The organism is Persicitalea jodogahamensis (assembly GCF_014651615.1).
GTDB lineage: Bacteria > Bacteroidota > Bacteroidia > Cytophagales > Spirosomataceae > Persicitalea > Persicitalea jodogahamensis.
Window position 1 is genome coordinate 111,056 of sequence record NZ_BMXF01000003.1, and the last position, 21,495, is coordinate 132,550.

At 50.4% G+C, this 21,495-nt stretch carries 17 protein-coding genes; 14 read left to right on the plus strand and 3 right to left on the minus strand.

Features of this window, described 5'->3' with window-relative positions; all coding sequences use genetic code 11:
• The first annotated feature begins 11 nt into the window (after positions 1-11).
• The 6 genes from IE117_RS15820 (at position 12) to IE117_RS15845 (ending at position 11,760) form a co-directional block, all read left to right on the plus strand.
• Entirely contained in the window at positions 12-1,751 is a 1,740-nt protein-coding gene (locus IE117_RS15820) for a right-handed parallel beta-helix repeat-containing protein (RefSeq protein ID WP_229581009.1), read from the plus strand.
• Positions 1,752-1,809: 58 nt separating this feature from the next.
• Complete coding sequence (locus tag IE117_RS15825; protein ID WP_189565465.1) at positions 1,810-3,120, plus strand: SGNH/GDSL hydrolase family protein; 1,311 nt, start codon at positions 1,810-1,812, stop codon at positions 3,118-3,120.
• 238 nt (positions 3,121-3,358) lie between these two features.
• Complete coding sequence (locus IE117_RS15830; protein WP_189565466.1) at positions 3,359-4,657, plus strand: alpha/beta hydrolase family protein; 1,299 nt, start codon at positions 3,359-3,361, stop codon at positions 4,655-4,657.
• Between the two features lie 21 nt (positions 4,658-4,678).
• Positions 4,679-6,028: an enolase C-terminal domain-like protein gene (locus IE117_RS15835; protein ID WP_374757970.1), complete on the plus strand. Its 1,350-nt coding sequence runs from the start codon at positions 4,679-4,681 to the stop codon at positions 6,026-6,028.
• A 53-nt stretch (positions 6,029-6,081) separates the two neighbouring features.
• Entirely contained in the window at positions 6,082-10,077 is a 3,996-nt protein-coding gene (locus tag IE117_RS15840) for a fibronectin type III domain-containing protein (RefSeq protein ID WP_229581011.1), read from the plus strand.
• A 1,203-nt stretch (positions 10,078-11,280) separates the two neighbouring features.
• Positions 11,281-11,760, plus strand: a complete 480-nt coding sequence (locus IE117_RS15845; protein WP_189565468.1) for a hypothetical protein — start codon at positions 11,281-11,283, stop codon at positions 11,758-11,760.
• An 11-nt stretch (positions 11,761-11,771) separates the two neighbouring features.
• Here the strand turns inward: IE117_RS15845 and IE117_RS15850 are convergent, their stop codons facing one another.
• Complete coding sequence (locus tag IE117_RS15850) at positions 11,772-12,068, minus strand: hypothetical protein (RefSeq protein WP_189565469.1); 297 nt, start codon at positions 12,066-12,068, stop codon at positions 11,772-11,774.
• Positions 12,069-12,110: 42 nt separating this feature from the next.
• On the minus strand, positions 12,111-12,545 hold the full coding sequence (locus IE117_RS15855) for a hypothetical protein (protein WP_189565470.1): 435 nt from the start codon (positions 12,543-12,545) through the stop codon (positions 12,111-12,113).
• Positions 12,546-12,877: 332 nt separating this feature from the next.
• On the opposite strand from IE117_RS15855, the gene IE117_RS15860 reads away from it, so the two are divergent.
• From IE117_RS15860 to IE117_RS15875, 4 genes are all read left to right on the plus strand, one after another.
• Complete coding sequence (locus tag IE117_RS15860) at positions 12,878-13,573, plus strand: outer membrane beta-barrel protein (protein WP_189565471.1); 696 nt, start codon at positions 12,878-12,880, stop codon at positions 13,571-13,573.
• 168 nt (positions 13,574-13,741) lie between these two features.
• Positions 13,742-14,803 (plus strand): sensor histidine kinase, encoded by a 1,062-nt coding sequence (locus IE117_RS15865; RefSeq protein WP_189565472.1) that lies wholly within the window; start codon positions 13,742-13,744, stop codon positions 14,801-14,803.
• Positions 14,800-15,906, plus strand: a complete 1,107-nt coding sequence (locus IE117_RS15870) for a sensor histidine kinase (RefSeq protein WP_189565473.1) — start codon at positions 14,800-14,802, stop codon at positions 15,904-15,906. Before IE117_RS15865 ends, IE117_RS15870 begins: the two co-directional genes overlap by 4 nt.
• A gap of 56 nt (positions 15,907-15,962) precedes the next feature.
• Positions 15,963-16,739, plus strand: coding sequence for a LytR/AlgR family response regulator transcription factor (locus tag IE117_RS15875; protein WP_189565474.1), 777 nt, complete (start codon positions 15,963-15,965; stop codon positions 16,737-16,739).
• Here the strand turns inward: IE117_RS15875 and IE117_RS15880 are convergent.
• Complete coding sequence (locus IE117_RS15880; RefSeq protein ID WP_229581013.1) at positions 16,717-17,826, minus strand: sensor histidine kinase; 1,110 nt, start codon at positions 17,824-17,826, stop codon at positions 16,717-16,719. The genes IE117_RS15875 and IE117_RS15880 overlap by 23 nt on opposite strands.
• A gap of 197 nt (positions 17,827-18,023) precedes the next feature.
• Here IE117_RS15880 and IE117_RS15885 point away from each other — a divergent pair, with 197 nt between their 5' ends.
• From IE117_RS15885 to IE117_RS15900, 4 genes are all read left to right on the plus strand, one after another.
• Complete coding sequence (locus IE117_RS15885; protein ID WP_189565475.1) at positions 18,024-18,815, plus strand: carboxypeptidase-like regulatory domain-containing protein; 792 nt, start codon at positions 18,024-18,026, stop codon at positions 18,813-18,815.
• Between the two features lie 52 nt (positions 18,816-18,867).
• Positions 18,868-19,428, plus strand: coding sequence for a hypothetical protein (locus tag IE117_RS15890; protein ID WP_189565476.1), 561 nt, complete (start codon positions 18,868-18,870; stop codon positions 19,426-19,428).
• A gap of 216 nt (positions 19,429-19,644) precedes the next feature.
• Complete coding sequence (locus IE117_RS15895) at positions 19,645-20,670, plus strand: c-type cytochrome (RefSeq protein WP_189565477.1); 1,026 nt, start codon at positions 19,645-19,647, stop codon at positions 20,668-20,670.
• 206 nt (positions 20,671-20,876) lie between these two features.
• A complete protein-coding gene (locus IE117_RS15900; RefSeq protein ID WP_189565478.1) occupies positions 20,877-21,494 on the plus strand; it encodes a YceI family protein in 618 nt (205 codons plus the stop codon).
• The last annotated feature ends 1 nt before the right edge of the window (position 21,495 follow it).

Sequence of the window (21,495 nt, forward strand, 5' to 3'; positions counted from 1 at the left end):
CCTAGTTATCCTTGACCAAGCCATTGTATTTTTTCCTGTTTCTTAGTTGGGTACCTCTTACTGCCATTTCCCAAACTACCCTGTATGTAGCACCGCAGGGTACCGGCAGCGTTTGCTCCCAGCAAAAACCCTGCCGCCCGGAGCAGCTGGCTGAAAAGCTCGAAGAGTTAAACAAAAAAGAGGTAGGTGATATCGCTGTGTACTTCAAGGGAGGTACTTATGAACTGACCTCCCCGCTTCTGCTTACGAGTGAGGTAGTGGGTAACGAAAAAAATAAAGTTTGGATCGGTAGCCTGGCTGGCGAAAGAGCGGTTCTCTCGGGAGGGCGCAAAGTCACGGGTTGGTCGGATGCGGGTAATGGGATATACAAAGCGAATGTACCCTCCGGAACCGATTGTCGGCAGATTTACATCAATGGAAAAATGGCGATCCGGGCCAGGACGCCAAACCGGGAGAATGATGCTGACTACGGTCCTTACAACCGCGGCCTGGGGTTTGATGAAAAAGCCAAAACCGTACTAATCCGAACGGCTGATGTACCCGCCGCCGCCCTATCCGGGGAGGTGGAGCTGGTCATGAATCAGCACTGGTACCAAAGCCGGTTACGAATTGCCTCCCTGAAAAAAGGCCGGGACACCACGGTACTTACCCCCAAAGATCCGGAGCGGGGGCACGTGTTTCAGTTGACCTACGCCCGAATGCTCAATCCTGACAAACCCTACTACTTCGAAAATGCCTTAGAATTTCTGGATAGCGACCGGGAATGGTACCTTGACAGGCAAAATCATATATTATATTATAAGCCTGCCCCAGGCGAAAAAATGGAAAACCTGGAGGTAGTGGTACCCGTGCTCGAAACGGTCGTACAAATTTCCGGTACTCCTCAGAAGCCCCTGACAAACTTTACTTTCTCAGGCATTGACGTCATATACGGCAATTGGCTGACGCCCAGTCGTAAAGGGAGTGTGGCAACCCAGGGTGTTCAGATTCGCGGCTATGAAGAAGAGATGGGACCGGGTTTGATTCAGGCCGAGTTTGTCCGCAATCTATTGATCGAAAATTGTACGATCATGGCCGCCGGTGGCCATGGCCTGGTTCTGAGCAAAGGCGTACAAAATTCAAGCGTCGTGGGGAATCATTTTGATCAGATCAGCGCGAATGGTATTGTGATCGATACGTACAAAAAAGCGTTTCCGGTCGACAGTCTTCGCTGCATCGACAATCGCATTGCGTTCAACCTGATTGAAAACGTAGGCATGCACTACACCAACGGGATGGGCGTGCTGGCCAGTTGTGTAGCGGGCCATGTGATTGAACATAATGAAATCCGATTTGGCCGCTACACGGGGATGCAAATTGGCAATCACTACGGCGATAATCTGAGTGGGGTGAAGGATAATTTGATTCAGTACAATAATATCCATCACGTCATGCAACTTCACGATGATGGAGGCGCCATCTACACCCTTAGCAATCAGCCAGGTACCAAGATATTCCGAAACTGGATTCACCAGTATGGCAAGAGCATTTGGGCCGATAATTTCCCAGTCAACGGTATTTTTCTGGATAACAACAGCGCGTACATCCAGGTAGATGATAACGTTTTCAGCGAGCTTGAGAACGTGGATAAGTTAAAGGAACAAAGCAACGGATCTACTACGCACGACAACTCCTTCCGAAACAACAACTCCCAATTGGAGGAAGTCATGCAAAATGCCGGCATAAAACCAGTCACTTCCACGCCGCAGTGAGCATTTCAAAGACTGAAACAGTCAGGCCCATTTTAGAAATTAATTAAAATTATTGACGATGTCCCTTAATATAAGATTCTCTGTTGCGATACTTCTTGTTTTGTTTTTGGCTAGTGGTTGCCACAAGCAGCCTGTTTCCAACGCCAAGGTTGGTACGCAAAACAAGACAAGTTTGGCTGCCCTGGAAGAATTTCATCAGCGGGGTGGTTTGCCTAATTTTTTCCGGAAGGTACATGAGGGCAAAGAAGTAAAGGTGGCCTACATAGGAGGCAGCATCACCGAAGCATCCGAGGGGTGGAGAAGCTTGACATATAATTGGTTGCGCATCAACTACCCCCATACACCTTTTACTGAAATTAACGCCACCATCGGTGGTACCGGCTCGGGCTTGGGCGTTTTCCGGATGGAGCGCGATGTACTGGATAAGCAACCTGATTTGGTATTCGTAGAATTCGCCGTTAATGACAGTGGACAGTCACCGGAGAACCTGTACCGGACCATGGAAGGCATCGTCCGAAAAACCTGGAAAGCCAACTCGTCCACCGATATTTGTTTTGTGTACACGGTGGCCGAGAATACATTCGGAGATTTATTGAAGGGGCAGTACCAGCGGTCGGCTCAGGCGATGGAGGTCATCGCTGAATACTACCAAATTCCCTCCATCCACATGGGGGTGGAGGTGGCCCGTCTGTCTCAGGCAGGCAAGTTGATATTCACGGGTAAGCCGGAAGAGAACCCCGACAAAATTGTGTTCACCTCCGACAGAACCCACCCTTTGTCCAAATCCGGACATCCAATTTACGCCAGCGTGGTGAAGAAATACTTTGAGAAAATGGATGGAGCCGCGCAACCCGGGCCCCATCCGCTCCCGACTCCCTACATAGCGGACAACTGGGAGACGGCTCAGATGGTCACGCTGCCCGAACCATCTTCTTCGACGCACTGGGAACGGCTCCCGGAGGGGATCGCCATCGCGGGTGATTTTGCCAAATTCATGCCCAGCATTTACCGGGCCACGGCCCCGGATGCAACCCTTCATATCAAATTCAAAGGCACGAAGCTGGGATTTTATGACATCATAGGACCTGCATCAAGTATGCTGGACGTGACGGTCGATGGCGAAAAGAAACAGGTGCAGCGGTTTGACCAATGGAGCAACTACTACCGCAAGGGTAATTTCTATCTGGATGATCTGAGCGATGGCATTCATGAGGTAACCGTTCGGGTACCAGGTCATGAGTTCGATAAAGCCAAAATTCTCAAAATAAGAAAAATCGAGATAACTGATCCAAGTCTCTACGCGGAGAATGGTTGGTACCTCAGCAACATTATGGTATTGGGTGAACTGTTATCATTTCAGTGGGAATAATTTCTTGAATTCATTTTTAAGTGCATGCTCCAAAGTCCAGGCTTTCCCTAGTTCTTTCAATGTTTTCGATTTTCCTTACTTCATTTCCTTGCTTTTCAAAGGCAAATGAAATGGTATTTCGCGATGGGCAGGCCGTTTTCGTTGTGCAAGATTATCTGAAACTTCTGTAATGCTGAAAGACAATAGCAATATGCCTGTCGAAGTATATTATCCCGAGTAGGCAAACCTTAGATCTCGCATGAATTTACCGAACAAAAAAGGTTACTTCTTACTTCTGTCGATGCTCCTGGCGACCTTGTTTACCCGGGCAAGCGATGAAGTACCTCAAACCGATCCCTTTCAACCCTATTTAACGGAGAAGGCCCCGACCATCGTTACCGATCTGGGGGAGGAAATCCTGGATAGCATCCGGCTTCGAAAAGTAATTTTTCATTCCCGTGACGTCCAAACCCAGGAAGGATTCGTACCGACGAACATTTTTGCCGCCATCGTGCGGCCGGCGAAGCCAGGTACTTATCCCGGTCTGCTGGTATTGCACGGCGGTGGGGGAAATGCGGAAATAGAAAGAGCGAAGAATTGGGCGGCGCAGGGCTACGTAGTTCTGACCCTGGATATTCCCGGAGTAGCCAATCCCGAGAAAGTACCCCAATCAAGCGGTACCTGGAAGGTAGTTCCCTACGGAAAAAGCCGGTTTACTGCCACGCCGGACCTCACCCATAGTACTATTTTCGAAGGGGTTCTGGCGGCGGTGCAGGGACTGTATTTACTAAACGCTCAACCCGACGTGATTCAGAATCGGATCGGAATCGTTGGAATTTCGTGGGGTGGGTACACGTCTACCATCGTTTCGGGGCTGGCCAGCAATATGGTGAAAGCCACTTTCTCACTCTACGGATCGGGCGTCTACGACGAGGGTTCGGTGTTCATAAAGGAGTTGAACAAAATGTCGGACAATGACCGCGCGACTTGGTTGCGCTACCTGGACGCCGGCCGCCGGATTCAGTCCCTGAAGACGCCCTTTTTCATCGCTGCAGGTACCAACGATAACTGGTTCTACCCGCCCGCTGTCACCGCTACGCTCAAAGCAATGAAAGGTCCGGTCAATCACTTGTTTGCGGCCAATGCCAATCACAAAATTCCGGTGCCGGGCGGTACTAACGATCCCCGAACCAATCAGGTCGGCTGGACCAGCATGGAATTACCCTATTTTGATTACTACCTGAAAAATAAAGGGTACCCGTTCCCTCTCATCACAACTATTTCGGCAGCCTCTCCCAAAAAAGGCAACGCCGGGATTACCGTCAAATTCCGGGTGAAAAGCAAAACGCCAATTCAGCAAGCGAATGTCTTTTACAGCCTGGCGGATTCATCCTGGACAAAGAGAGTCTGGGAGAGCGTGCCCGCCCGGGCGGCCCGCGGCGGCTGGTACTACGCCGAACTACCGGCAAGTGTGATTGGTAAAGCATTGGACTGCTACGGTAGTGTTTCTGATGACCGCCCCATTACCGTCTCTAGCTATTTAGTCAGGCGTAATTAATTAATGTAACTATTCATCCCCATGAAAAAAATGACTGACAATTCCCGCCGGAATGCCTTAAAAATGATGGGACTTGGCTCCGCCATCGGCCTATTGAGCGGTACTGACAGTGTAGCCAAACCTTTAATCCAGGAAAACGGAGAAGCCCCGGCTTACGCCAAAGGGATGGCGCCCATCAAAATTAAGAGCGTCCGGGCAATTGCGACCGCACCTCAGGGTCATAATCTTATAGTGGTTAAAGTGGAAACCACCGAGCCAGGGCTCTACGGGCTCGGCTGCGCCACGTTCAACCAACGGGCCGAAGTGGTCGTCACCGCTGTGGATAGCTACCTCAATGACTTTTGTGCCGGCCGCAATGTCGACGACATCGAAGATATATGGCAGTCGGCCTATGTTAGTTCGTACTGGCGGAATGGGCCGGTACTTAACAATGCGCTGAGTGGACTGGATCAGGCTTTATGGGACATCAAAGGCAAACGCGCCAACATGCCGGTCTACCAACTCCTGGGCGGAAAGGTGCGTTTTGCGATTCCAACCTATACCCACGCGGGTGGGAGTTCGCCCGAACAATTAGCGGAGAATGTCCAGAAATTCATGGATCAGGACTTCAAGTACCTGCGTATTCAAAGTGGCTATAAAACGGCAAAATCGGGAACACCTGACTTCAAAGCGGCGGGCTATGGCTATCCCGGCGACGGGTACCTGAATGAACAGGCGTATCTGAATTCCATACCAAAAATGTTCGACGTGGTGCGCCAGCGGTGTGGCGAGGAGATTGAGTTAATGCACGATCTCCACGAACGTGTACAGCCCATGGGCGCGATCAATATGATTAAGCAGCTGGAGCCCTACCGCCCATTTTTCATTGAAGACCCCTTCTCTCCGGAAAATATGGCTTGGTTCAAACAACTTCGGCAGTCTACCACGGTTCCCATCGCCATGGGCGAATTGTTCAATAATCAGAACGAGTGGAAACAGCCTATGGTCGAAGGCTTGTTCGATTATATCCGCTGCCATATCTCACAGATCGGCGGCATCACTCCCGCGATGAAATTGGCCCGGCTCGGGGAGTGGTTCAATATCAAAACGGCCTGGCACGGGCCGGGTGACGTTTCGCCGGTTGGCCATGCGGCCAATTGTCATATCGACTTTGCCATCTGGAATTTCGGGATTCAGGAAGCCGTGAATTTCTCAGATAAGGTACTTGAAGTATTCCCTGGAAGCCCTTACGTGAAAAATGGGTACATGTACGTGAACGAAGTACCGGGCCTGGGCGTGGATATCAACGAGAAAGAAGCCGCCAAGTACCCGCTCAGAAAAACCTCTACCTGGCAGGTACGCAGAGAGGACGGGACGATTATTCGACCCTAATACAACAGGCGTAAGTCTCTCTGATTCCAACTCCCCGCAAAAAAGTAATCTGTATGGCCATGACCTTTAATCGTTCCCTGCTTTCACAAGTACTTGTCTTACTTTTTTCTCCGCTTGTCCTGCTGGGTCAAACCGAACTACCTACGCTCGTTGCCCCCGCTAACTGGCAACAGCAGGGAATTGAGATCAGGCTTCGGGATGATTTGAAACATCCAACAATGAACTGGCCGCTCACCCGGCTCCGGTACATTGTTGATTTTACCGCGGCAGACGTACCTCCCGATAGTTTAAGATTATGGGACACGGCGACGGATCGCCCGATTCCTTTTCAGCTTTCGGAGGTCCAGCAAAAAAATGGCCGAGTCCAAAAAGCGACCCTTAATTTTCTGTCTGATCTGCCTTCGGGTGGTGATAAAACCTTTCGGCTGGTTGCTGGCAGCCCGAATAATCGAACCGCCGCAACACCCGTTTTTTCGGTTGTTACGGTACAGAAATATAGCCATTCACTGGTTTTAGCCAATGGCCTGATCAAGATCGAGTTACCCATTTCTGTGGATTCGGAAGGAAAAGCATGGCCCCCGGTTCTGCGCATCGGGAATGGAACGGCTTGGCTTGGCAAAGGGTACTTTGATCTAAAGAAGCCGCTTACTTCATTCACGCTCACCGAAGGTAGTCTTGGGCCTCTCATGGCTGAGTATACCTTGAACTATCAATTTGAAAAGGAGAAATGGTACCGCGCGACCGTGCGGCTGGTAGCGGGGATGGAATTTCTGGAATTGGAAGAAACGATGCAGGGCTTCGACTCCGCCGACTCCTTAGCCTGGCAGTTGGTTTGGGATAATTTCAAGCCGGATTATCGCTACACGCCTAATCGTACCGGAAGCGGTTTCAGTGATCCCAAAAACAAAAACTACGATAATGTTGCCTGGGAACCCATTGATGGGGCGCCATCTGACCCTACGGCACAAAAACATCCACAGTTGCCGTACGACCAGCAAAGCCGGACAGGTGGGCAATTGCCCTTTGAAATTTCCCCTTACGACAATTGGATTAGTTGGTGGAAAATACCTACCGCCGCTTTCTGGAACGAATCTCAAAATCAATCCATTGGGCTTTTCATCAAAGACCTGGAAAAATGGGATGATGGGGAATATGCGTTGTGGGTTTCATCGGACAAACTGAGTATTCGCTTTCTGTATAACGCGGATCTTTTGCGCTGGCATTTTCCTCTGGTTCAGGGTACTAGATCGACGGCACTCGCGCTTTATCCGCACCAGAAAGATATTCAGGAGGTCAACCGAACCCAGGAACCACTGGCCTATATCGACTACCTCCGGCGGTGGTATGGCTGGATTCCCCTGGATAAAGTTAAAAACTGGGTGTTGGATTACGATATGAAGGAATCAAAACAACCTTTGTTTTTCAAACCAGTGGATGGAAAGGCGGCTAGCGAGCTAAAAGATTTAGAAAGAAGCCTGGAAAATCAGGTCGGGAAAATAGCCGATCAGTCGGAACGAGCCAATGGTCCGAATCCGGTGGGTACCCGCGTATTTTATGAGGATATATTTCCGGCTTGGGATGCGTACAGTGCCCAAATGTCTTCTGACCAATACCAGCATCTTCGGGCGGCTTTTCTATTCATGACCTATGTCTTTATGGACGAGTCGCTCATGCCCATGCGGACCATGCTGAGCGGTCATCCTAATTTTCTGGCTGACGTTAAAGGCGTACCGGGTTTAGCGGCCGCTATTTTCCCGAATCATCCCAAGGCTCAGGACATGGCCGACCATTATGAAAAATCGGTTGCGTTGAACATGAAGTACCACGTTCGTCCGGACGTTCCGGCCTGGCAGGCGAAGGGCGGCCGCTGGACCGAAAACCTGGCAACCTACACCTGGGCGTACCTCAAACCCACGCTTCGAACCAGTTTCCTGTTGCATCACCATTACGATGGGCGTAACCGACTCCTGCAACCCAACCTTTCGCTTTATGCCAACTGGCTGCTGAACAGCCTGACCGCTCCGTTGGAACAGGCCGACGGGCGGCGCGTGAATCCGCCGCAGGGGGCTCACGCCCACGGGCTCACGCCTTCCAATCTGTTGCGGATGCTGGGACAGGAAATGGCGTATTATGACCCGCTGCTGGCCGAACATTTATTTTATGTTACTTCCCCGGACGATCATGGTTTTGAATATAAAGTCGGCCGATTCGATCCCTGGGGCGGAATTTTGCGAACGGAGTTTAGCCAAAATAAAGGAACCAAGCCTCGTTTGCGCTCCGAGAAATATACCGGCTATGGCTATGTGCTTCGTCACTATTTTGGCGCTCCCAACGAAACGTATGTTCACCTGCAACAGATCGATGAAGGCCCCAACTACCGCTGGGGCCGGGCGGCTAATGGGGGAAACGGGGTGATTTACTACTATGCTAACGGCAAGCGCTATAGTCACAATGGCATCGAGGACGTGGGCGATGCGCCCTTCGGCGACGTAGAGCGTTGTACCAACTTCGGTGTGAAAAAGCTGGGAGGGTACCGTAGTTTGGGCCCTTACCGCAGTGTCGGCCAAAACGACCTGACCGAGCCGCTTTCTGATTTTGGCTTTGCCCAGTTTGCCCAGGTGAACGCCAATGAGGAAGTGCAGCCCGACTACCACTCTCGTTCCGTTCTGCAATCCGGCGGCGATTACATCGTGATTTTTGATGACGTCGAAGACAGCCAAACCGAAGGCCGTTTCTCCTGGTTTGTGGGCAAGGAAGACGATTTCCCTTTTATCCAGCAGCTTTCGCCGGGCGCGCCTTTGCAGGACGCGGATATTCAGCCATCAAAAAGTAATTACCATGATGACAAAGGGGTACTTTCAACCAAAGGCAGGTACTATGACGGAAAAGGAGATTTTCTAACTTTCGTTTCGCACAAATCAGGCATCAAGGCCCAGAAAACAGCGTATGGTTGCTTGGTTCGAAAGGAAGAGAACGCCACGGATTACGTTTTTCGCAATTCCACGGAGGTAGTTTTCAATCAGGCCGGGATGCGCTTTCAAGGAACGTCTGGAATTATTCAACAGAATTTGGATAAATCCTATAATGCGGCTCTTTTTCGGGGAAACCAACTGGGTGTTCCCGGCATCCTCGTCACGTTAAATCCAAGTACCAATAGCAGCCTGAGCCTGCAATCTGACAAGGATGGATTCCGGGGAGTGATTCAGGCGCAACAGGAAATCAGCCTGATATTTACCCGGCCAGCGGGAGCAAACAAGGAAATGATGTTTTATGTGGATGGAGAACCGCTTTCCGGTAAAGCAGTTTCTTCCAATAAAGTACAGTTGACGCTGTCTCCGGGTACCTACGTCTGGCAATGGAACAGCACAGGCGTTATTCCTTCGACACCCGTCATTCTGGGTACTACCCATCGTAGCCAGGGGGGTAATGTATCCTGGAATCAAGTACCCGGTGCCGATACCTATCAGCTCCAGATGAGTCTAGACGGTGGGGAGAGTTGGAAAACTAGTAAGGACATGATCAAAGGCCAAACTACCTCGCTGACGGGACTGGCCAACGGAACAAAAATACACGTGCGGGTACGGGCAAAAGGAAAAGGCGGGTGGAGTGTCGCCTCGGACGAGTACCCGATCTTTGTTACAGATCAGGTCCCGCATGCTCCCGAAGGACTGCTGGTCCGGCCCGAGGAGCGGGGCCAGTGCTTAACTTGGGGCAGGATTTTAGGCGCGAGTAGGTATTACCTCTACCGCCGGGCGAAGGATTCTGCTTCTGACAGCGCTCAACTAATTTACAGTGGGCCAGAATCGACGTTCTTAGATAAAAGTATCCCTACAGAATCAATTGCTGAGTACTGGGTCAAAGCTGAGAATGGGAATGGGATCAGCAAAGAAAGTACCCACAACGATACGGATTCAAAACGCCTGATCAATTGGTACCCCAAGCCTGACGAAAATTTTCGTCGGGATACCCGCAACCACGAAAACGGGTATGATGAATACAATCCCTTTATAGAGGAAGCTAAACCGGTCCTATTCTACCCTGAAAAATAATCATTGAATACTGGTCCAGTTTTGTCTTTTATTTTGGTGAAAATCATGCATTCTAGCTCTTTTAAACTTAGCCCTGCCCGTCTACCAAATACGGCCCATTAAATACTGTTGTGGTTATTGGAAACATTAACCACAACTTATTAGAGAAGCTATTGAGTCGCCGCAGCGGAAAACGCGTATGGGCAGAGTTCAAAACATGCGAAAGCGGAGATGAAATTTAGGCCAAAACGCTCATTTCATTATCATTGATACCAATGAACGACAGCCACGTCTTCGATGAGTGGACGAGGTTGTTATTTGCCCACTGAATTTGATACCCTCAAAATTCAGAGGTAATTCTTGTTTTATTGAATCTAGTGCTAACCTGCTGGTTTTATTATTAGTCATCCCTTTCTGCTCTCATTTAGTCGTAGCCTCCTTCCTCAAAATAATTTAGTAGACAGAAATGGGATCCTGGCATTGCCTGAGATAATTTTGAAGAATCTTTCATTATATCCGATAATGTTTAATTATCGGATATAATGATTGGATGAACTCTAACTGTGCCTGGCTATGAGAGACTCCTGAGATTTCGCTGTACGGAGTTCTGGGCGAGCTAGAAGAATTTAAACAAATCTGAAGGGGAGGCATAAGGTGCAGGAATGGCAACAAGGCCGATCTCCCATGTTGTCTAATCATGCCTGGTCAGGTAAATGCCCTGCTATTCGTTGCCTGCCTAAGCTGATTGTGCTTGATTCGATCGGGAAATCAAACTGATTCCGCTCCCGGCAATTGGACAGATAAAAACATCTTAACAGGAAAAGTTTATGAAAGCCGAAAGATTTAATTAAAGCAGGATTGGTTACTTCGTAAATCATAGGTAAGTTGTGAACTTCAAACCATTGTTGTCAAAACGCGATAGCTTGAAGTCAACCCATACGCTTACTATTTATGTGTTTGATTTACTTTTATCTTCCCGTGTTCTTGAACAACATCTAAGCCTTCTCCTTTGACTGAGATCTTATTTAAATGCACTTTTTTGCTTAAAGTATAGTTGTGAAAACCTATGAAATAATCTTGACTTCCATTTAGTGGTCGGACACTTGTTGAGGGTTTTATTTTTCTTAACAATTCTTTTACTTGCCACAATGTAAATTGTCGTTATTCTTAGTTTATCAAGTACCCCTGCTAAGTTCTAATTGCGTAACTATTAAAGTAATTATCATGAATTATTTACCTGACTCTGGGCAATACAATGTTGGATTACTGCTCTTGGCATTCATGCAATCTTGGGCTTGCAGCCCGGCCTCGGGTCAAAAGAACAGCGGGGCTTCTAGTATGAATTCAGGATTTCAAAATGATATTTGTGTGCCTGAAACATTGTATATGCTGGAAGGGATACAAAATGACATTTTTGTGGAGCCCCTCGTTAAACGCTGGCGTCCCTATGACGATGTGGTCAGGTTTTCCGGAACGGCTGAGTATTCAAGAAGGCTGCAGCGGGTAGCCAGCATCACCGACCCAGCCGATGAGTCCAAAGTTTCCCTTGAACTGATCAATCAAGATGAGTTTCGAACAGTTAAAACACTTGCGTACACTGTCAAGGTAGGTATACTCGGATCGCGCAAAATTCAATCAAGGCAAGAAAGGCAAAACAAGAATCCCCGGCTAATCTCAGCCGGGGATTTCACTTCTCTAACCTAACCTTATGAACATTATTTTTTCACCTTTCCCTGTGCACCGCTGAGTGTGGGCTTCTCTGGATCTGGTACGGTCCTGGGCTTATAAATGGCTCCAGTGGCAAAATCCACGGGTAGGCTCACGAGCGGAAACAACAGGATGTCAGCGACCAGCATTCCTACTTTCACTTCCCGCCGTGGCTCCCCTTGCGCAGGACGGCGTTTCTGGCTTTCGACCACTTTGCCGCCAAAAACGGTGGCACAACTGCTAAGGGAACCCGCCACAGTAATAGCGGCCAGGACCAGAAGAGTAAATTTTTTGACTGTTTTCATGGCTGTTTTTTAAAAGTTGACGTATGCGGTTTTTCCTAATATTTATTTCGTGGCGGTGATGGTAAAGTTGACGCCATCTTCATCTACACCTTTGATCATAATCTTTTCATCCTTCACCTGGGCGAACTCTTCGCCGTCGTAGCGCAGCCCGTAACTACCGTTGCCCAGGTCGGCCACCTCAATGCCATCCACGTTTTCGACGATGAATTCCGAGTTATCGCTTTTGCTGCGCAGGTTGATATTGATCGTTACCTGGGTGGCCGTCTGGCGCGTAATACCGACGCTACCTTTCAGATTGGTTTGGTCGGCAGGTAGGGTCTTACCGTTAAAGGTGATCTCAGAGTAGGCATAGTTACCGGCCACGGTCGTGGCGGCGTCGGGGGCCACGTCCTCCTTGTCCTTCTTACAGGACGAGAGCGTGACGGTGATCAGGAGCATCAGCAGGCTAATGCGGCGCAGGTACAGGGTACTTTTCATGGCTGTTTGAATTTTTGTGAAAAAGATGAAAAATGGTTTTTGAAAGCCGGAGTTTGATCGTCCGGTAATGCAAAGTTGGGAGCAAGCGTGTATTTCCGGACTAGCAGACTCCACCAATCGGAAAAACGAATGTCTGAACTGTGCTTTTTGCGGGATGAATTCGGATAAAGGCAGATCTGAAAAAACCGGATTGCTTTGCTGATCATTTGAAAATCAATTCAGCGACGGGAAACAGCAGTTGGAGAAACGAAACCAACGACCGGTGCAACAGGGAATTCAGGAGTACAGGGTCCTGCAACAATTTTGTGGCGAACCAAACCAAAGTATTAGCCATGAAAAATCTTTTTAATCTTCTGCCTCTCCTTTTCGTCCTTTGCTTTTCTTCACCCACCCAGGCACAACTACCTGCTAAAAAATTTTCGTGGGGTCTGAAAGTAGGTGCCAATTTTTCGCAGCTCGACGACCTCTCGTACCAGACACCCCGGCTGGGTGCGGACGGCCTGCCCGTACTTACGGGCGGTAAAATCGTCTATGATTTCTTCCAGCAAAACGAGGGGCACACGACGGGGCTGGTAGGCGGCGCCTACGCCCGCATAGGCAGGAAAATTTACGTCCAGCCCGAAATTCTCTTTTCGGTAAAAGGGGGCCGAATGGACCTCATCCGTCAGGGGCTCGAAACCCGCTCGTTCGATGCTAAGGTTGGTACCATAGACCTGCCTCTGCTGCTGGGCATAAAGCTTGGCCCGCTGCGCCTGAACGCCGGGCCGCTGGCCTCCCTGCGGGTACTTGACGGAGATTTGAAAGGAGCTTTAAAGGAATATAACAGCCAGTCGGTGCGCCAAACCGTCCGGCAAGCTCAGCTGGGTTACCAGGCGGGCATTGGCTTATCCTTTTCGGGAATGCAGTTCGAATTACGGCGCGAGGGGGGATTGGGCAAATCTGTTTTCAGCTCAGGCGAACCATCCACGCAGGCCGATGTGTCAACGCGTTCGTCGCTCTGGCAGCTCACTGTCGGTTTTGGCTTTTAGATGTACGCAAGCGGCATTTACAGTTCACGTACTTGTTTGCTCAATTCATACGCCCGATCCAACAATTTATGCCGCTCTGGCATAATAGCGAGATAAGAGAATCGCTACATTTAATGGTGTGAATCACGTAGGGTCGCCGGACCGCCAAACCGTGATCACCCAACCGACATGAACGTCCGATTGCCCAGTCCGCTGTTTACCCGTACCGAACTAAGGTACCATGTGCTGATGATACCCGTCCTATTCCCGGCGGGCAACTACTTTTTCCTGCATGAGCGGTATTTCAAAGATCCGGTGGTTTTTCTGTGGGGTACCCTTCTGGTAGCGCTGCTGTACGGGCTTTCCCTGATACTGCTTACGGTGGTGGTTAAAATTATCATCCGTCAATTCCCTGATGTACAGCAGGTAAGGCAGCGCAATGGCGTCGCGCTCCTGGCAGTCGCCACGCTCACCGTGGGTTTGGCGGTTTTCGATGTGTGGGTGTACAGCCTGTTTCCGATTTTCGAACGGCCCTTTTCGTGGGGCACGGTCCGGGCAATCATCATTCTGGGGGTAGTTTTTGATTTTCTGCTTTGCTTTGTGCTGGGTATCCAGTATACCTACAGTCGCTGGCAGGAGAATCAAGTCGAGACCGAACAACTGAAATGGGCGGCTCTACAGTACGATTTCGATACGCTTAAACAGCAGATCGACCCTCACTTCCTTTTCAACTCCCTTACCTCGCTCTCGGCCCTCATCGGGCAGAATCAGCAGCAAGCGAGTTTGTTTGTGGATCATCTCGCCAAGGTCTACCGCTATCGGCTCAGTACCTCGACGCAATCGCTCACGACCCTCAGCGCCGAGATCTCATTTATCAACTCCTATATCTATTTACTCAAAACACGCTACCAATCCGGCATTTTAGTACATATCGATGTCGATCCCGCGCGGGGATCCGCTATTTTGCCTTTGCTCTCATTACAACTATTACTCGATTATGCCATTCGCCACAACGTCGTCAGTATGCAAAAACCGCTTGTTGTTCACATCACCACCCGCGAGCAGGATCTGCGCGTGGCGTATAACCGCCAGCCTCGTCCCCTGCGGCTCCTGACCGGCCCCGATGAACTCGTGGCGCTGCTCGCCAAGTACGCTACGTTACCGATTCCGGCCGTAGAGGTGTCAGACAATGGCATTGAATTTTCCATCAGGCTTCCGCTCCTGGCGGAAGTAATTTCCGTTACTGCATGAGTGCATTCCAAATAAGTATCCCAGAGCCCTGGTCCCGACTGACCAAACAGTTCCGCTGGCAGTTGTTGGTAGTCTTGCCCTGGTTCATTCCGCTGATCACCTACCTGCTGCTGGGAGCTTCCTATTTCAGCCATTGGCGCATTTTTGTGGGCTCTACTCTGCTCAACACGAGCCTGGCCGTGGGTTGTCAGGTTGTTCTGGACAGCCTGACCCGCCAGGTAGTGGACCGGTACCCCGGCCTGCACCAAACCGTCAAACGGCTGCTCCTGCTGCTGGCGGTGTTCATGTTCGTGACGCCCATTTTCATTCTGGGGGCGATATGGGGTTACACCTATTTCCATTGGTTTGGCTATGTTGCCCAGCCGGGGGCCGTGTTCCGCATATTTCTGTTCAATGTGGTAGCCAATATTGTATCGGTGGGGGTTTTTGAGAGTATTTATTCCCTGACCAAATGGCGGGAAAACATGCTCGAAAAAGAACAGCTTAAGAAGGCTAATCTGCAAAGTCAGTACGAGAGCCTGAAAAATCAGGTAAATCCTCACTTTTTGTTCAATACCCTCAACTCCCTTTCGTCATTAATCGCAGACGAGCCCGAGCGCGCCGAGGAATTTGTGGATGAATTGGCGAAAGTGTACCGCTACCTGTTGCAAACCAATCGCAATACTACCGACCAGGACGGTGAACTAACTACCCTGGATACTGAGCTGGGATTTATCCAATCCTATTTTCATCTTCTGAAAACTCGCTACGGTGCCGGAATCGAGCTGGAACTGGCCATCGAGGAGGCCGACCGAGCCAGTCTGCTCCCGCCCCTGACCTTGCAGATGCTGGTCGAGAACGCTGTGAAGCATAACATCACCCATGCCAGCAAACCGCTTCGGATCGAAATAAAATCTTCGCCGGGAGGGTACTTGCTGGTACGCAATAATTTACAGCGCAAAGCCAACAGGGTACTTAGCAATCAGGTAGGTTTGAACAATATCAAAGCCAAGTACCAGCTACTGGCGCAGCGGCATCTCGATCCGTCCTCCTCGGCAAATGACATCATTACCATCGAGGAAACGAATGATCACTTTGCCTTGCTTTTACCCCTTTTGAATTAGGTGAATAATATTTGACTGTCTCAAAGAACTAACTATTTGCTTATCCGTATTCCTATATGAACGTATTGATCGTTGAAGACGAAGAACTGGCCGTGCGCAAGTTTCGCAAATTACTGGCCGAAGCAGACCCTACCCTCGAAGTGCGGGGCGTTACGGGCAGCATTGAAGAGTCGGTGGACTGGCTCAATAATCATCATGCGCCCGACCTTATTTTCATGGACATCGAGCTTTCTGATGGGCAAAGCTTTGAAATCTTTGAGCGGGTGGATATACGAAGTACTATCATTTTTACTACCTCTTACGACGAATATGCGCTTCAGGCGTTCAAGGTCAACAGCATCGATTACCTTCTGAAACCCATCCAAAAGGAAGACCTGCAACGCAGCCTGAAAAAATTTGCCGACCTGCGCGCCAGTCAGCCCGCTGCCAACGCGGCTGCCTTCAATCTGGACAAAATTCTGCGTGATCTGCAGGTACAGCAACAACCCAAAGAGTACCGCAAGCGTTTTCTGGTGCGGCAGGGGCAGCGGCTTCTGTCGATTGAAACGGGCGATATCGCGTATTTCTACACCGAAGAGCGGTATAGCTTTTTCGTAACCCACACCAATCAGAAGTTTCTGGTGGATTACACCCTCGACGAGCTTTCGGGCGATCTCGATCCGGCCCAATTCTTTCGTATCAATCGCGCCGCCCTCGTCACGCACCGAGCCGTCGAGCAGATGCAGCCCTACTTCGGTAACCGCCTGGCCCTCACCCTGCGCCCTGTTTTCGACCGGGAGGCGCTGGTCAGCCGGGAAAAAGTATCGGACTTTAAGAAATGGATGGGGAAATAAGCTGCAGGAGTGGTAGCGTCACACAGAACGTCCCGTCAGTCTCTTCCACCCGGATGGGCACATGGCCAAACTGCTCGTACTGAACGGTTAGGCTGGAAAGGCCCGGCTGGGCAGTTTCCACTACCCGGGCCTTACGTTGCAGAGTATTGGTTACCCGGACGGCCGACTCTCCCAACAGTTCCAGATGGATGACAAGCGGACTTTCAACCGACATTTTGTTGTATTTCAGAGCATTGTCTATAAGTGCCTGAAGACTCAGAGGAGGAATTTGTCCTATCACATTTTCGCGTTCCGTGGGTAGTTTGATCTGAAGACTGTCTCCATACCTCACGCGCAACAGGCCAGCGTAAGTATCGAGAAATGTCAGTTCATCGCCGAGCGGTACCAGGGTACGTGTCCCAGTCTGGAGCATGTACCGGTACACCTTGGCCAGATCATCAACAAAACGCTCCGCCTGCACCGGTTGATCACCGATAAGGCAGGAAATTGAACTCAGACTATTGAACAAAAAGTGTGGATTGATCTGGGTTTTCAGAGCATCGTATTTCTGTTGCAGCGCTTCCCGTTTCAGTTGTTCGTTTTCGGTTTGACGCTCCTGCCATTGGGCATAACTATGAAACAAACCCAGAATCAGACACAACACGATGCTGAAGACCCCGCCGAACAGTAGCAGCGCTTTCAGGATTTGGGACGAAAAATGTACGCCCGTACCGGGTATGCTGCTGAATACCCACAGGTCGAAGTAGGCGGTGGCAATCATCAACAGGCTTACGCCCAGAAACATAACCAGCAACCGCTGGGTGGCCTGATGCTCTCCGGGGTACTGCCGGATTACGCGCTTGACGACCCAGGTATAACTGAATACTGACATCCAGTGCAGCGCGATACCAGTCAACATGCCGATGGCAAAGGTAGTTGGGTCACGAAAGAATCGCTCCCCCATGAAAATGTACCCGCCAATTGGATAAATCACCGGCATTGACAGCAGGTGAAACCACCATTCCCGCTCCGAAAGGTAGGCTGGACGGTGCCTTTCCACATACATGGTGAAAAGCTGAATTGCGGTGTGTAGGCGGGTAAAATCCATTCTCAAAACTACTGGATTCAAGGAAAAATATCAACGGTTTATGTACCGTTTATCCACGATTTATCACAGCCCGGACACTCAAATGATCATTCTGGACAATAAGTTGTTTCGCAACGCTAAGGAGCAGCCTTACTTTTGAAATCAAGGCAGCCGCACGCCTGTCCTCATTTCCCCAAACCACTCATTCAAACCAAGCCATGAAAACGTTACGAACACTTCATTCTCTTCTGATTATCCCCTTTTTTTTGACAAGTACCCTCTTACCAAATGCCTGCAAAATGACCACGCCAGATCCCGGTCCTGGCGATACACCGCCCGCCAGTGGCAAGGCAGGTTACCTGGTCGGAACTGTCACTGATCCCCGTGGAAAACCCTTGTCCCAAGCCACGATTTATACCGATAACACCGTCCTCAAAGGCCGGGGCTCCGAAATAAGCACGACGACCAACGGCACCTATCAGATCCAACTGGTCAAAGACATGGGCCAATGGATGGCGAAGGGGTACATTCTGAAACTCTACAACGACCGAGTTTATAAAATTAACCTACATCCCGAAAATCCCGATTCATTTTCGGAAAACGAGAAACCCGTCCGCAACTTCCAGTGGAAACTCACCGGACACGTGCCGGATCTGAGCCTCGATTTATACTACGGCGGCACCGTCGAGCTGTTCCGCGATCCGAATGTCATGAATTTGGACGACAACGAAAATATCGAGTTCACCTTCACACCTGTCGGCCCGCTGATCGATGGCTCTACCGGCAAAACTCTGACCCTGCGCATGAAGAAACGGTACGATTCCTTCCTCCGGGACGTACCCATCGGACGGTATTCCGTGACGGCAGTGTACAAGCCCACGGGCCAAAAGCTGCGGGTGAGCGACGCGTTCGAAGGCAGCGATTACGCGCCTTCCGTAACAATTGACTTTATAGGTCGAGAATCGGCTACCCGCGCCAATATGCTGGGCATTGGCTACACAAACCGGTAGTCACGATAAGGTACCCTGAACTTATCCTTTCACCGTCTTCTATCAAAACACCGTGAACACCAAAGTACTCGGAACGCTGGGCCTGCTGGGAGCGCCCTTCCTTTCCTTCAATACCTATCTCAATGTATCCTCGTCGGGCATATACACCACTACCCCACTCAGCGGTTTTTTCGACTTGTTTTACATCACGGGCTGGCTATGCAGCATGGCCGGTTTGCAGCAGCTTGGTGCGGCAGGTACCGACCGCCTGGGGCGAATCATTATGCCTACGGTTCTGGTCACATTGGTTCTGGCCAACCTCTATAATTTTTACGAAATCATTCTGCCTGAGCATGATACCCTGCTCTACCGTACGCTCGATCTGTTCTGGCCCATCAGTAACTTGGTGATGATCGGGGTGGGCATCGCGGTGATTCGAGCTAGACGCCTGCGGGGTTGGAAACGCTATATACCCCTAATGTGTGGTCTATGGCTACCCTTTACCATGCTGGTATGGAGTAAGCTACCCTTTGGGTTCCACCTGACCAATGCCCATACCGCCCTTGCCTGGACGCTATTGGCGTTGGTTGTCTTCACGAGCCATGAATCTGATTCAATCATTAGTATCCCATGAGTAGGCTCTATTTTGGGTATTCATGCATTCGCCGTTTACCTGGGAGCATTTCCTGGACGATCTAGTGCTGCACGCCAATATTGGTGAATACCACCTAATGCCGGTGCTTGAAATTCAGTATTGTATCGCCTATCCCATGCCACCCTTTTTGATTATAGCGAGTGGTTAGGGAGGAGTTTCAGCCCCTGACAAACTGATACCTTTCTGCGTAAAATTATGATTGTTCAATCTAAAAGATATCTGAGCCAACATATCCTTTGGCTGGTCATGTGCTTCATTTTGGCGTGCCTGGCCAATTGTGTTCGTCCAAAAGCCAGACAGGCATACGGGAGGCAGCTAGCGCAATTCCAGGTGTATCCCGCTCCTACTCTGGTGGATCGCGGGCAATATCTCGCCAATCACGTGGCGGTGTGCATGGACTGCCACTCCCAGCGTGACTGGACCAAACTGAGCGGACCGATTGTGGCAGGCACCCTGGGTGCGGGCGGGCAGGAGTACGGGAAAAACTACGGGCTGCCGGGCCGCTACTACGGTCGAAACCTCACGCCCCACGCGCTTAAAGACTGGTCGGATCAGGAATTGCTCAATGCCATAACCGCAGGAGTGTCCAAGTCGGGCAAGCTGCTTTTTCCACTAATGCCTTACACCAATTATCATCAGATGCGGCAATCCGACGCAAAAGCGATCATCGCCTACCTGCGCTCGCTCGATCCGATAGCTAATGAGGTGCCGTCTTCGGTCACACCTCTGCCAGTAAGGCTGGGCCTAAGGATGCTTCCGCACCGCACCGCATTGTCTTCGGATTCTGCGGCTTTTGCCGGGGTGGCTTACGGACAATACCTGACTAAACTGGCGGGCTGTGCCGACTGCCATACCGAACGTGTCGCCGGAAAGTTGGTAAAGCTGGCCCCTTTTGCGGGGGGAATGTCGGTCAAGCTGCTCGGCGGAACGCTCCGATCGGCCAATATCACGCCCGATCCGGCTACGGGCATCGGACGCTGGTCTAAAGCAGATTTCGTAGCCCGCTTCAAGGCATTCGACCCACCCCATTTCGTAGCTCCTGACGCCGGGAAAGGATTCAACACGGTGATGCCATGGACGCTGTACGCCGGGATGACCGAGTCGGACCTGGAGGCGATCTACGACTACCTGCGAACAGTAAAACCCGTGCGGAAGCGGGTGGTAGTTTTTAAGGCCAGCGCGAGGATAGGCAATGCCGTTGGCAGGCCTCAATCAGCCTGATCATTTTAACCACACTGTCCTGATTCAGGTTTGTAAAATTTTTAAATTACAAATGCGGTGCTACGAATACTCGTTGCCACTACTCAGAAAAAACTGACTTCCCTCCGCCTACCCACGGCTAATTTTGCCCTCAGAAAGTGTTCAGGGTCCTGTTCACTTTTCTGATCCAATACCATTCTTATTCCAGTCTATTTTCAAAAACAGCCATGAAAAAAATCGTTTTGCCAATTTACCTGGTCCTCTCGGGACTACTCTGGAATTGCCACCCCGACACTCCGGGAGCCGACAACTACCAACTCGACGAACAGAAATCCGTTGCTGAATGGAAAGGGTACCTGCGGACGGGGTACTTTAACGAAGGAGCTATCACTGTCAAAAGCGATCGGCTAACGGTCGAGGATGGGAAAGTGACAGGCGGCTCGTTTACGATTCCCCTGTCGTCCATCGTCAATTTTAATTTACCGGTAGACTCCATCAAACACCAGTTGGTGCATCACCTGCAAAGTCCTGACTTTTTCAACATGGCGGCGCACCCCAACCTCACCTATGTCATCGCCAGCGTGTCACCTTACACAGGTAGTGAAGGCGTGCCGGGGGCCACACACCTGGTGAGCGGTGAACTGACGATGCTGGGCAAAAGCAACCCTGTCGTGTTTCCCGCTAAAATCGGGTTAAGCAACGGGCAGCTTTCCGTTGATGCCACCCTGAAAGTAGATCGAACGAAATGGGGGATGAACTACGCGGCGGATCCTAATCTCCCTGCGGATCAAAACATCCTGCCTACCATGGACATCCACCTGAAACTAACGGGCAAGCGAAAATGAA